Annotated in this window: 16 protein-coding genes and 1 pseudogene; 12 read left to right on the top strand and 5 right to left on the bottom strand. The window is 44.7% G+C overall.

From position 1 onward, the window contains the following. From Q0R35_RS06380 to Q0R35_RS06370, 3 genes and pseudogenes are all read left to right on the top strand, one after another. A pseudogene (locus Q0R35_RS06380) lies at positions 1-522 on the top strand (hypothetical protein); the annotation flags it as partial. A gap of 158 nt (positions 523-680) precedes the next feature. Further along, positions 681-914, top strand: coding sequence for a DUF1902 domain-containing protein (locus Q0R35_RS06375; RefSeq protein ID WP_310485552.1), 234 nt, complete (start codon positions 681-683; stop codon positions 912-914). A 5-nt stretch (positions 915-919) separates the two neighbouring features. Beyond that, positions 920-1,150 carry a type II toxin-antitoxin system HicA family toxin gene (locus Q0R35_RS06370; protein ID WP_295615253.1) on the top strand — a complete coding sequence of 77 codons (231 nt, stop codon included), beginning with the start codon at positions 920-922 and terminating at the stop codon, positions 1,148-1,150. 79 nt (positions 1,151-1,229) lie between these two features. On the opposite strand, the gene Q0R35_RS06365 is transcribed toward Q0R35_RS06370, so the two are convergent. The 3 genes from Q0R35_RS06365 to Q0R35_RS06355 all read right to left on the bottom strand — a co-directional run bounded on the left by Q0R35_RS06365 (position 1,230) and on the right by Q0R35_RS06355 (position 2,603). Continuing rightward, a complete protein-coding gene (locus Q0R35_RS06365; RefSeq protein WP_295615252.1) occupies positions 1,230-1,496 on the bottom strand; it encodes a Txe/YoeB family addiction module toxin in 267 nt (88 codons plus the stop codon). After that, on the bottom strand, positions 1,489-1,743 hold the full coding sequence (locus tag Q0R35_RS06360) for a type II toxin-antitoxin system Phd/YefM family antitoxin (RefSeq protein ID WP_295615251.1): 255 nt from the start codon (positions 1,741-1,743) through the stop codon (positions 1,489-1,491). The genes Q0R35_RS06365 and Q0R35_RS06360 overlap by 8 nt, the downstream gene beginning before the upstream one ends. Before the next feature lie 167 nt (positions 1,744-1,910). Next, entirely contained in the window at positions 1,911-2,603 is a 693-nt protein-coding gene (locus tag Q0R35_RS06355) for a PEP-CTERM sorting domain-containing protein (RefSeq protein WP_295615250.1), read from the bottom strand. Between the two features lie 157 nt (positions 2,604-2,760). On the opposite strand from Q0R35_RS06355, the gene Q0R35_RS06350 reads away from it, so the two are divergent. The 3 genes from Q0R35_RS06350 (at position 2,761) to murQ (ending at position 6,486) form a co-directional block, all read left to right on the top strand. After that, complete coding sequence (locus Q0R35_RS06350) at positions 2,761-3,024, top strand: hypothetical protein (protein ID WP_295615249.1); 264 nt, start codon at positions 2,761-2,763, stop codon at positions 3,022-3,024. 139 nt (positions 3,025-3,163) lie between these two features. After that, on the top strand, positions 3,164-5,389 hold the full coding sequence (gene recQ / locus Q0R35_RS06345) for a DNA helicase RecQ (protein WP_295615248.1): 2,226 nt from the start codon (positions 3,164-3,166) through the stop codon (positions 5,387-5,389). A gap of 188 nt (positions 5,390-5,577) precedes the next feature. Beyond that, positions 5,578-6,486, top strand: a complete 909-nt coding sequence (gene murQ, locus Q0R35_RS06340) for an N-acetylmuramic acid 6-phosphate etherase (protein ID WP_366944834.1) — start codon at positions 5,578-5,580, stop codon at positions 6,484-6,486. Here murQ and Q0R35_RS06335 read toward each other — a convergent pair. Further along, positions 6,450-6,956, bottom strand: a complete 507-nt coding sequence (locus Q0R35_RS06335) for a phosphoribosyltransferase (protein ID WP_295615256.1) — start codon at positions 6,954-6,956, stop codon at positions 6,450-6,452. The genes murQ and Q0R35_RS06335 overlap by 37 nt on opposite strands. A 424-nt stretch (positions 6,957-7,380) precedes the next feature. Here Q0R35_RS06335 and Q0R35_RS06330 point away from each other — a divergent pair, with 424 nt between their 5' ends. Then, positions 7,381-7,704: a hypothetical protein gene (locus Q0R35_RS06330; RefSeq protein WP_295615246.1), complete on the top strand. Its 324-nt coding sequence runs from the start codon at positions 7,381-7,383 to the stop codon at positions 7,702-7,704. Between the two features lie 105 nt (positions 7,705-7,809). Then, positions 7,810-8,124, top strand: coding sequence for a hypothetical protein (locus tag Q0R35_RS06325; RefSeq protein WP_295615245.1), 315 nt, complete (start codon positions 7,810-7,812; stop codon positions 8,122-8,124). Between the two features lie 26 nt (positions 8,125-8,150). Here the strand turns inward: Q0R35_RS06325 and Q0R35_RS06320 are convergent, their stop codons facing one another. Continuing rightward, positions 8,151-8,363 (bottom strand): hypothetical protein, encoded by a 213-nt coding sequence (locus tag Q0R35_RS06320; protein WP_295615244.1) that lies wholly within the window; start codon positions 8,361-8,363, stop codon positions 8,151-8,153. Between Q0R35_RS06320 and Q0R35_RS06315 the strand changes: the two genes are divergently transcribed. The 4 genes from Q0R35_RS06315 to nspC are packed head-to-tail and all read left to right on the top strand — an operon-like array spanning position 8,362 to position 11,067. Continuing rightward, positions 8,362-8,664 (top strand): type II toxin-antitoxin system HigB family toxin, encoded by a 303-nt coding sequence (locus Q0R35_RS06315; protein ID WP_295615243.1) that lies wholly within the window; start codon positions 8,362-8,364, stop codon positions 8,662-8,664. The two genes, Q0R35_RS06320 and Q0R35_RS06315, sit on opposite strands and share 2 nt — an antisense overlap. A gap of 36 nt (positions 8,665-8,700) precedes the next feature. After that, positions 8,701-9,108, top strand: a complete 408-nt coding sequence (locus Q0R35_RS06310) for a transcriptional regulator (protein WP_295615242.1) — start codon at positions 8,701-8,703, stop codon at positions 9,106-9,108. 31 nt (positions 9,109-9,139) lie between these two features. Further along, a complete protein-coding gene (locus Q0R35_RS06305; protein WP_295615241.1) occupies positions 9,140-9,907 on the top strand; it encodes a Uma2 family endonuclease in 768 nt (255 codons plus the stop codon). A gap of 2 nt (positions 9,908-9,909) precedes the next feature. Then, positions 9,910-11,067, top strand: a complete 1,158-nt coding sequence (gene nspC / locus Q0R35_RS06300; RefSeq protein WP_295615240.1) for a carboxynorspermidine decarboxylase — start codon at positions 9,910-9,912, stop codon at positions 11,065-11,067. Positions 11,068-11,306: the final 239 nt, after the last annotated feature.

Genomic DNA, 11,306 nt, shown 5'->3' with positions numbered 1-11,306 from the left:
GAAAATTTTCAGTACGTCCAAAGCCTAATCATGGATATTTCGGAAACGATCGAACGTGCGGTTGGTAACTATTTTACCCAGTGGTTTGCAGCTCACCCTTATTTAACTTGGCTGAGTGCCCATCCCTTGGCAAGCTTGGGTTTAGGCTTGCTGGTAATCTTCTCTACGTGGGGGCTAATTAAGGCGATTGGGCGGGGAACCGAGCAAATTTGGTTATTTGTACTCACGACACCATTTAAGCTGCTCCAGCCGATTTTTGGACTCATGTGGAGATCGATCGGTTGCAAATTTGGGCACAATAGTACCAAGAGCGATCGGTTAGACTCGCAATTAACCTTAGCTGCTCCTACCGAGCGCGTTACGGAGATCGTCGATCGGCTGCACGCCCTGACGCAAGAACAACAAGAGCTACTGCACGAACTAGCACAGCTTACAGGTGAAACCTCGATCGAGGTAGCTACCAAAAGCAGATTAGATACTCAGTACAAAAATATGTACGCCAAGTTACTGAAATTAAACTAAAAACGACTTATGGACTATAGTATCGATCGGCTAGATGTGTCATAATTTAGTTACGAGTATCTCATTTCCACAGCGTCTGCATCAGCGGACACCGATCGCTCTAATTGAATCTTCTCCAACCTTTTACAAAAACTTTAAAATTGTACGACAGTAATTCAGTGGAAAGACTAATTAACGTTCATATCGAAAAATTGCCAGAAGGTTACTACCTAGCTACTTCTGATGCGTTACCCGGATTACTCGCACAAGCACCGAGCCTGACTGAAACCCTAGAAATCGCCCAAGATGTCGCCAAGCAACTATTAGCGGCAATGTCAGAACGCAATCAGTTCGTAGATAGTTTCCCGACGATCGCCGATGAATTTGACTGTCCTCTCGTACTAACTAGATAGATGGGATGGGCAGGTTATCGGGATTCAGATATCGTGAAGTAGCCAAGGTGTTGCGAATCTACGGGTTCGCACTCGATCGTCAAGCCTCTGGCTCTCACGAAATTTGGTTTAACGACGGCACGGGTAAGTATACCACGGTTCCCAATCACAATGGTGATATGCCCGAAGGCACTCTCCGCCAAATCCTCAAACAAACCGGGATTGAGGCGGATGATTTTTTGTATCATTCTCACTGAGCAAGTCTCACTCTAATAATGAGTAGGGGTAATTCATGAATTACCCCTACTCTCAATCCCTGGAATCTCAAATTAGTCTTCAGAGATCGTAATGATAGCGACAAGAGATAACGGTAATATATTCATCTTCCACTGCGTAAATTAACCGATTTGTATCGTCAATTCGCCGCGACCAGAAACCAGCTAAATTTTCTCGCAGGGGTTCTGGCTTACCGATGCCTTCAAATGGTTCGCGCATCGTAGCTTCAATGAGTTTATTAATTCTTTTGAGCGTCTTTTTATCCTGACTTTGCCAGTAAAGATAATTATCCCATGCTTCGCCCGTCCAAGCCAGTTTTCTAGCCATCTAGCAAGTCTCGCTCTACCGCTGTTCCGGCTTTAAATTGGGCGATCGATCGAGCTAAATGAGCGGCATTTGCTGGCGATTTCAACAAATGAACTGTCTCCATCAAACTATTAAAAGATTCCAGAGACATTACCACAACGTCATCAGCATCGCGTCTGGTGACGATCGTATAATCGGCATCTTCAATTACTCGATCGAGTACCACTTTGAGGCTATTTCTCGCTTCACTAAAGGATACAACTTTCATGGTGGCTATAATTGTACAACTTACCGTACGATTATAGCGAATATTCCGGGTAGGGGTAATTCATGAATTACCCCTACCCGGAATAACGTCAGTTTTACATTAAGATCTGTAGATCTGTAGGTTGGGTTGAAGAATGAAACCCAACTTCACCGCCAGCTAATTATTTGTTACTTACCAGCCGCTTTGAGTTTCTTTCTCATCCGCAGTACCGCAGTACCGCCGACTAATGTACCGATGATGGTAAAAGGTTCGGGGACAGCAACAGCACTAGCGGTTCCAAATCTGAAGTTATCTAACTCCTTGTTGCCGCTAGTAGCCTGAAATGAGATCGAAGCAATAGCTGTATCAGTAGTGAAACCCACAAACTGACGATTGGGATAATTAAGCGAATTGACATTAAATGTCTCACCAGTTGAAAGTGTTATTACAAAAGGCGAAGCATAATTGTCAAAACTCATAATATCGCTACCAACAGCAGTTACCCCAGATGGGAGAGTAGCTGTAAGAGTAGTTGTCAAGCTAGTAAAGTTAGTGCTGCCTAATAGAACTGCACCAGATCCCCAATCATACGCGCTTGGAGCAAAGAGCGGATCGACAACAAATAAACCAAATGAGTCAATAAATGTAACTCCATTAATAGTTAATCCACTGCCAGTATAATTAGTAAAATTTCCAGTTGGAGCCAAGCCTTCAAATCCGATAGTTGTTAGCCCAGTTGTATTAGCTTGAAAAGATGCCAAATCTGTAAACTGTACCGTCGCCGCTTGAGCCGATCTTGACAGGCCTAACAGGGACAGCGAAGCTACTGTAGCAGTACACAAACTAAGTCCGATGCGATGCGATGTGATGGATATCTTCATAAGATTATTTCGATCGGGGTTTGTCAGAGATTATTCTAAATCTAGAAAGGTCATTTGTCTACCTTTATAGTTAAATTAACTCGTGATTCATTCGCAGCTAACAAGTACCGCTAAATATCCCGTAAAATATAAACATATCTAGTTGCGATCGAAAAGTATGACTCAGGCACAAAATCCAGATGATAAAGATCGGCAAGTAGCTCGCGAGTTTAGAGATTTAAATCGCAGAGTAGACAGACTAGAATATACTCAAGTATCACCTCAAGAGTTTCGACAAGCCTTCGAGCGTGTTTATGAAGAGATCGACGATCTCCATGATGAGGTAAGAGAATTAAGAACAGAGATGAACGCACGGCTTGACTCTCTGGACACTAAGTTCGACATCATCATGCGCCATGTTACCGGACAAGGCAACGCTTAGGTGCCGGAAGACCTCCACAATTACTAATATTTATATACTAAAGCAAGCTGTAAGTAGCTAAAAAGCCGGGGTTTACGGTATACTCTCTGACATAGCAATGTGAGTATTACTCTCTCCCAACTCCCATCTCCCATCTCTTATGCTTGGCTCTACCCAATTTGAAACCCTAGAACAAGCATTAAAGCATTACTTTGGATATGATGAATTTCGATCGGGACAGCGAGAAATTATTGAGACGGCATTAGCCAATCGTGACTTATTAGTAGTGATGCCAACTGGTGGCGGTAAATCGTTGTGCTTTCAGTTACCAGCATTATTAAAACAAGGCGTGACTATAGTTGTATCACCGTTGATTGCGCTGATGCAAGATCAAGTACAACTGCTAGCAAATAATGGTATTCCAGCAACTTTTTTAAATAGCAGTATTAGTACTGAAGAAAGACGCGATCGAGCAGCAGCGATTTATAATGGTGAAGTTAAATTATTATACCTGGCTCCCGAACGATTGAATCAGGAGTTTATTAGCAACTTCTTAATCGATTTACATCAAGAGGTGGGGATTGCGGGGTTTGCGATCGATGAGGCGCATTGTGTTTCGGAATGGGGTCACGATTTTCGACCAGATTATCGCAAGTTATCGCAATTACGGCATTATTTTCCGAAGGTGCCCTGGTTGGGATTGACGGCAACTGCTACCGATCGCGTCCGATCGGATATCATTAAGCAGCTCGATTTGCGCGAACCAGAGATTCACATTGCCAGCTTCAATCGCCCGAACTTATATTATGAGGTGCGGCGCAAAACAACTGCGCCTTATAAAGAATTACTCGCACAGGTAAAACAGTCTGAAGGTTCGGGAATTATCTACTGTTTGAGTCGGAAAAAAGTAGACGAGTTAACAGCTAAACTCAAGCAAGATGGCATTCAAGTAGTACCTTATCATGCGGGTTTAGATAGCGAGACTCGGACTAATAATCAGAATAGTTTTATTCGGGATAATGTCAAAGTCATCGTCGCCACCGTCGCCTTTGGTATGGGGATTAATAAACCCGACGTGCGGTTTGTAATTCATTACGATTTACCGCGCAATATTGAAGGTTATTACCAAGAATCGGGACGCGCCGGACGCGATAGCGAACCCGCCCATTGTACGCTGTATTTTGGGATGGGTGATATTAAAACGATCGAGTATTTAATCGACCAAAAAGTCGATCGCGAAACGGGGTTAGCTCTGGAAGAAGAACAGCGAATTGCGACTCAACAACTGCGGCGGGTAATTAATTATGCCGAAGCTACCGAATGTCGGCGGATTATTCAACTCGGTTACTTTGGCGAAAGCTTCCCTGGTAACTGTAATAACTGCGATAACTGCAAATATCCGCGCCCGATTTCCGATTGGACGATCGAATCTCAAAAATTACTATCCTGCATCTATCGATTTTCCGAACGCCATCGGGGGAGAACTTTCGGACTGGCGCACACGATCGATGTCTTGCGCGGTTCTAAGAATGATAAAGTGCTTAAAAATGGACACGATACACTTTCTACATACGGGATTGGTAAAGATCGCACCGTCGATGAATGGCGGATGTTGGGCAGATCGTTACTGCATCAGGGCTTAGTCGATGAAACTAGCGATGGTTATTCAGTCTTGACACTCAATGCAACGAGTATGGAAATCCTGAAAAACCAGCGCAAAGTCGAAATCGCTGTTTCCCCCCTCAAACCCACCACCGCAACCACCGATATTAGTGCCAGTACCGTCGAGACTCAAGCTCTTTACAACCGCTTGCACAAACTCCGCAAACAGTACGCCGATGCGAACAAAGTCGCCCCTTACGTTATCTTCGCCGATTCCAGCCTCAAATTAATGGCACAACAGCAACCCCAAACCCTCGCCCAATTCGCCCAAATTTCCGGCGTAGGGGCACGCAAACTCGCTCAGTACGGCGAAATGTTTACAGGCGAAATTAGAGCCTTTAGAACCGAATCTGGCTTGAGCATCCTCACCGAATCCGATCCCACACCCCCCCTCTACGTCGCGACTCCAACTAAAAGCGATGTTTCCCACACCCACCTCCAAACCCTAGAGTTATATCAGCAAGGCATGAGCATCGCCGATATTGCTACCCGCAGATCGATGCGCGAGAATACGATTTTCGATCACCTCGTTAAACTACTCGAATGCGGCTACAGCGTCAAGATAGACTTAATCGTACCAGATGCCAAAGTCACCGCAATCGAACAAGCAATCGCGATCGTCGGAGCCGAAAAACTCACCCCCATCAAAGCCCATCTCGGCGATGATTATACCTACGAAGAAATTAAACTAGTCAGAGCTAGATTTACAAAGATTGGGGACTAGGGGACGGGGGACTCGGAGACTGGGAGGTGTGGGAATAATAAACACTCCCACACTCCCCTGGTGGTTGAGCGAAGCCGAAACCACACTCCCCACACCTCCCACACCCACCCCGCTCCCTGCTCCCATCTCCCATCTCCCATCTCCCATCTCCCATCTCCCATCTCCGAACTCCCATCTCCCTTATGACGATCGAAAACCTGAGTACACGCGGACATTTATTAACCGAGCAAGTAAATATCAACAGTGCTAATTTAGACAGACTCAGCACTCTAGAACTAGTAGACTTATTCAATAAAGAAGATATTAACACCCTCAACGCGATCGCGGGTGCTAGAGTCGAATTAGCCACTGCGATCGATACCATTGCCGATGCCCTCCGCCAAGGCGGACGCTTATTCTACATCGGAGCGGGCACCAGCGGACGATTGGGAGTCCTCGACGCGGCAGAGTGTCCCCCCACATTCTGTACCCCCCCAGAGCTAGTTCAAGGCATTCTCGCAGGCGGCGCAGGTGCCTTAATTAAAAGTTCCGAAGGCTTAGAAGATATCGCCAGCGATGGCGCGGCGGCGATGGTAGAGCGCAATGTTGGCGTGCATGATGTAGTGGTGGGAATTACCGCAGGCGGTACCACTCCCTACGTCCACGGTGCGATCGAATATGCCAAACAACGCGGAGCCAAGACGGTATTTATCGCCTGCGTGCCTGCAAATCAGGTCGCCAGCATCGCCGATATCGAGATTAGATTACCTGTAGGCGCAGAAATTTTATCGGGTTCTACGCGGCTAAAATCGGGCACTGTAACCAAGATGGCTTTGAATATTCTCTCGACGGGCGCGATGGTAAAGTTGGGTAAAGTGTATGGAAATCGGATGGTCGATGTTGCCGTTACTAATACCAAATTACTCGATCGGGCGTTGCAGATGATTCAAGATTTGACGCAATTAGAACGCGATGCAGCGCAAGAATTATTAACAGCTAGCGGTAAATCGGTGAAGGTAGCTTTATTAATGCACTGGACAAAGGTAGATCGAGCTAAAGCCGAGGCAATTCTCGCCCAAAATCACGGACAATTACGATCTGCTGTCGATAGCTTATAGTTATCGTATTTCTCGAACGGTTGGTGAATCCAGGGATTATTAGCGAGATAACTAATATAGTAATCGGGAATATACAGCGAAGCAGATTTGTACCACAGCACCGCCGTTTTGAGATCCTGAATCTCTGGATAAAGATCGCGCAACCAAATGGTTGTCTGTTGCAAAGTCACGCCAGAATCTACCAAGTCATCGACTAATAATACCCGATCGCCCAACCGATCGGTAGTCATCGTCATCTGACTGGCGATCGATAATTTACCACGTTGCCGATCTCCGTCGCCACCATAAGAACTAGCTGCTAAAATTGCTAAAGGTCGATCGAAGATCCGCGATAAAATATCGCCGACGCGCAATCCACCTCTAGCCAGACAAACAATCTGATTGAATTCATACTCAGATTGATAAATTCGATCGGCTAATTGCTCGATCGACTGGTGGTATTCATCCCAAGATACATCTAAATCGAACATACTCACATCTAGTTTTAGCAATTATACCAGTGTGCGGATGAGTGCCCCCATCGATCGATAATTACTCCAGCTAGCAATTCATCATCTTCATCCGCCATCTCTGCTGTATATTGGCAGCATTAGAGAATCGCCTCAAACCTAATATACTGCCTAACCCGATCGGATCGTGGCGCGGACAAATTGACACTAGGGGCACCTGCGATCGCAATTTCAATTTAATTTTGCTAAGTTTCGGGAAAGCCAGATGAGGGATATGTAGTTATAGGTACGAAGGCAACAGACACAAACTACACCGATTAGACTCGTAAAAACTCAGATTAAAGTTGAAATTAAATCTCGAACTTTTACGAAATTAACCATCCAAGATTTGTAGTCTCAAGCATCAGTAAATCGCTAACTCACCCACTCATTAGGAATCGCTGTCATGAACTTCAAATCCATGCTCGTTGTCGGTTTAGGTCTAGCTACTATCGGTTTTTCACTTCCCGCTCATGCTGATACTGCAACTGTTGGCGTTATCCGTCAAACTTCGGTGGTAACTGGTGTTGCTAACGATACCGTACAAGGTAGTTACACTAACATCGATAACAGCAAGTTCGGTCGCACTGGTGTAAGTAATACTGGTACTTCAATCTCTGTAGACCAAGCCACTGATGTTCAAGGTAAATTCAACCGCACTGGTCAAATTAGCGAAACCAATGTCGATAATTCCCAACGTGGTACTTTTAGCCCTCGCTTCAAACGCTAGACATTACTAGTGCGGTTGCGATTATTTAAGCCTCAAACAACCGCAACTACGCTTAATTTCTCAATTTTAGTTACTTACTTACTCACTCATCTAGGAATCACTATCATGAACTTCAAATCTATTCTCGTTGTCGGTTTAGGTCTAGCTACTATCGGTTTTTCACTCCCCGCTCATGCTGATACAGCAACAGAAGTTAAAACCATTCAAACTTCGGTAGTGACTGGCGTAGGTAACAATACCGCACAAGGTAGTTACACCAATATCGATAACAGCAGATTCGGTCGCACTGGAAGCGGTAATACTGGTACTTCGATCGTCACCGACCAAGCCACCGACGTTAACGGTCGCTATAACCGGACTATTCAAATCGGCGAAACCAATGTCGATAACTCACAACGCGGTGTTCGCTTCAGACGCTAAATTTCACTGGTATGGTGATTCATACTTCAACATAATCGCATGGTGTTCGCACCACCCATTAAGCTACTAGTCAGACCGACTGGTAGCTTAATTCGATCGTACTTGCTTCCTCCCTTTTCATATACTTCGCAATTTGCTAAGATAAAGTAGATGCGTGTCCGTAAAGTCAATCGAATCTGAGGGTACGATCGTGAAAATAGAGTCAATCGACCCTCTACTGTTTGAGAAGAAAATTTCATGAGGATTATTACCAAAGCCCGCTTAACTGATTTCTATATCAAACATGCTAGTTCTAAACAAAACTTACTAACTTGGTATAAAGTAACTCGTAGTGCTGTCTGGCAAAATTTAGTAGAACTCAAAGAATCTCTCCCTGCTGCGGATCTAGTAGGTAATTTTACGGTCTTCAATATCGGTGGCAATAAATATCGGTTAATTGTTTATGTCGATTACATATATCAAACGGTTTTCATCCGTCATGTACTGACTCATGCTGAATATAATAAAGATGATTGGAAAGATGATGATTGGTATGAATAAACTAAATATGATAATAACCTCTTAGGCGAATATTCTATGCTCATTACAGAACGTGCAAAATATATCGATCTCTTAAATGAATTCCCCCCTCGTCCAATTCGGTCTTCTAATGATGCGATCTCCGTCCAAAAAGTAGTAGATGCTTTGCTAGATGCCAAGCATCTCAGTTCCGACCAGCAAGAATATCTCAATTTATTAGGGATAATAATTTCTGAATATGAAGATACAACTGTAGAAGTTCCAGATATACATGGCATCGAACTATTAAACATTCTGATTGAAGAATGGGGATTAAAACAAAAAGAATTAGTGCCAATTTTTAAAACTGAATCGATTGTATCTGCGGTACTAAACGGTCATAGACAGCTTACTGTCGAACACATTCAAAAACTAGCAGAATTTTTTCATATTTCACCAGCAGTATTTTTCCCATCATCACACTAAGATTGAGTTTAGATAGCACCAGAGGAAGTTTATGACTGCCGTAATTATCAACTCCACCGCTAACAAAGTCCCTAATCTCGACATCTTTTACCCTAGTTCCGACGGAGAACCCTTGGCTGAGTCTTACGACCATCTCTATGTCATTATGACCACCTTGGCGATGTTGCTGGCGCATCTCAAAGGTCAACAAGCGACAGTCTTAGCCGACCAATTTTTGTACTATGCTCAGGGCTTTCCGCGCTTGAGAGTCGCACCTGATGTGATGGTAATTTTTGATGTCGAGCCAGGTGGACGCGATAATTACAAGATTTGGGAAGAAGGTCGAGTACCATCGGTAATATTTGAAATGACTTCTCCAGGTACTTGCAATAAAGATGATGTCGAGAAGAAACATCTTTATCAGAGCCTGGGTGTGACCGAATATTGGCAATTCGATCCGCGCGGCGAATGGATTCCCGAACAGCTACGCGGCTATCGGCTCCAAGGAGATGAGGAACCAGTTTATATGGCAATCGCCGATAATACCAGTCAGGTGTTACAGCTCCGTCTGGTTGTCGAAGCTAAAATCATTGCTTTTTATCGGTTAGATGATGGTGTAAAGTTATTGCCTTTGGAGGAATTAAATATTGCGATCGAGCAACAAATCCAAAGAGCCGAAGCCGAAGCACAACGCGCTGAGGCAGAATCTCAACGAGCAGATCGCGAGGCGCAACGAGCGCGAGAGCTAGAGGCACAGCTAGCACTATATCGACAGCAATTGGGCGAATTACCTCCCGAACGACCAAATTTACTTGAGTGAACATGATTTCAAATCACGACGCAATTTTAGCTACTATCCCCTCGCCTTGTTTCGTACTAGAAGAAGAATTACTAGCCCGAAATCTGGCAATATTCGATCGAGTCCAAAAATCTGCTCCGATTCGCATCATGCTTGCGCTCAAAGGGTTTTCGCTCTTTCACAGCTTCCCCCAGATTCGGACCACGCTCAAGGGTGCTTCGGCTAGCTCTTTGTGGGAAGCAAGGCTAGCTGCTGAGGAATTTGGTACTGAGGTGCATGTATATTCGCCAGCCTATCGCGACGAAGATGTACCGGAGATTCTACCCCTCGCATCGCACATGACCTTTAATTCGATCGGGCAGTGGGAAAGATTTAAGCACCAGATTGCCGCGCATACGCCGAGCAAGCCCTCGGTAGGGTTGCGAATCAATCCTGAGTACTCACCAGTCAAAACCGCTCTCTACAATCCCTGTCAGCCCTCGACGCGGCTGGGAGTTTCGGCTAAAAATTTGGGCGATACTTTACCAGCGGGAATAGATGGATTTTTATCGCATAATTTATGTGAGAGCGATTCGTTTGCTTTAGAAAAAACCTTGGCAAATATCGAACTATTATTCGATCGATTCCTCCCGGATCTCAAGTGGCTCAATCTCGGCGGCGGTCATTTGATGACGCGCAAAGATTATAATGTAGACCATGCGATCGAGGTATTAAATGCCTTCCATACTCGCCACCCGCACATTCAATTATTGATGGAGCCAGGTTCGGCGATTGCTTGGGAAACGGGATTTTTAATCGGGAAAGTATTAGATCTCATTCCGACCGATGATGTGCTAAATGTGATGTTAGATGTGTCGTTTACCGCCCACATGCCCGACTGTTTGGAAATGCCCTATAAGCCAGCTATTCGCGGCGCGCGGGAGCCAGCAGCAGGCGATATATTCTATCGGATGGGTGGTTCTAGCTGTCTGGCTGGTGACTTTTTAGGCGACTATGCTTTTGACAAAGAGTTATCAATTGGCGATCGCATCATCTTTGAAGATATGATGCACTATACGATGGTCAAAACTTCAATGTTTAATGGAGTCGTCCATCCATCGATCGGCAGAATTGACAAAGATGGTAAATTCAAACTATGGCGAGAGTTTTCTTATCAAGATTATCGATCGAGATTGGGCTGATCTGCATAAACCCGACTTTTTCAAAAAGTCGGGTTTCTGGCATCGAAATCGATTAAAATTATTTAATAATTTAGCTATCTAAAGTAGAAATAATCATTAGTGTTAAATGTCAAGTGGTTAGACGTGTCGCGACAGGTTAATGTCGGGTAGGTGTCGCGAAAGGGCAGTTCAGATCGAAACGACAAGTAACGATCGGTTGCGACAGGGGCACAAAAAATAGAGCTGTTAGGAAGATTGAG

It is taken from the genome of Chamaesiphon sp. GL140_3_metabinner_50, from assembly GCF_025361915.1.
Taxonomy (GTDB): Bacteria; Cyanobacteriota; Cyanobacteriia; order Cyanobacteriales; family Chamaesiphonaceae; genus Chamaesiphon.
This window is presented reverse-complemented; position numbering and strand designations above follow the sequence as displayed.

Bases quoted from the DNA above. Each gene is read 5' to 3' on its own strand.
- Q0R35_RS06360 (WP_295615251.1), bottom strand. From the start codon at position 1,743: ATGAAAGTTGTATCCTTTAGTGAAGCGAGAAATAGCCTCAAAGTGGTA.
- Q0R35_RS06315 (WP_295615243.1), top strand. From the start codon at position 8,362: ATGAGGATTATTACCAAAGCCCGCTTAACTGATTTCTATATCAAACAT.
- Q0R35_RS06330 (WP_295615246.1), top strand. From the start codon at position 7,381: ATGAACTTCAAATCCATGCTCGTTGTCGGTTTAGGTCTAGCTACTATC.
- Q0R35_RS06355 (WP_295615250.1), bottom strand. From the start codon at position 2,603: ATGAAGATATCCATCACATCGCATCGCATCGGACTTAGTTTGTGTACT.
- Q0R35_RS06335 (WP_295615256.1), bottom strand. From the start codon at position 6,956: ATGTTCGATTTAGATGTATCTTGGGATGAATACCACCAGTCGATCGAG.
- Q0R35_RS06370 (WP_295615253.1), top strand. From the start codon at position 920: ATGGGCAGGTTATCGGGATTCAGATATCGTGAAGTAGCCAAGGTGTTG.
- Q0R35_RS06350 (WP_295615249.1), top strand. From the start codon at position 2,761: ATGACTCAGGCACAAAATCCAGATGATAAAGATCGGCAAGTAGCTCGC.
- nspC (WP_295615240.1), top strand. From the start codon at position 9,910: ATGATTTCAAATCACGACGCAATTTTAGCTACTATCCCCTCGCCTTGT.
- Q0R35_RS06320 (WP_295615244.1), bottom strand. From the start codon at position 8,363: ATGAAATTTTCTTCTCAAACAGTAGAGGGTCGATTGACTCTATTTTCA.
- Q0R35_RS06325 (WP_295615245.1), top strand. From the start codon at position 7,810: ATGAACTTCAAATCTATTCTCGTTGTCGGTTTAGGTCTAGCTACTATC.
- Q0R35_RS06305 (WP_295615241.1), top strand. From the start codon at position 9,140: ATGACTGCCGTAATTATCAACTCCACCGCTAACAAAGTCCCTAATCTC.
- Q0R35_RS06365 (WP_295615252.1), bottom strand. From the start codon at position 1,496: ATGGCTAGAAAACTGGCTTGGACGGGCGAAGCATGGGATAATTATCTT.
- Q0R35_RS06310 (WP_295615242.1), top strand. From the start codon at position 8,701: ATGCTCATTACAGAACGTGCAAAATATATCGATCTCTTAAATGAATTC.
- recQ (WP_295615248.1), top strand. From the start codon at position 3,164: ATGCTTGGCTCTACCCAATTTGAAACCCTAGAACAAGCATTAAAGCAT.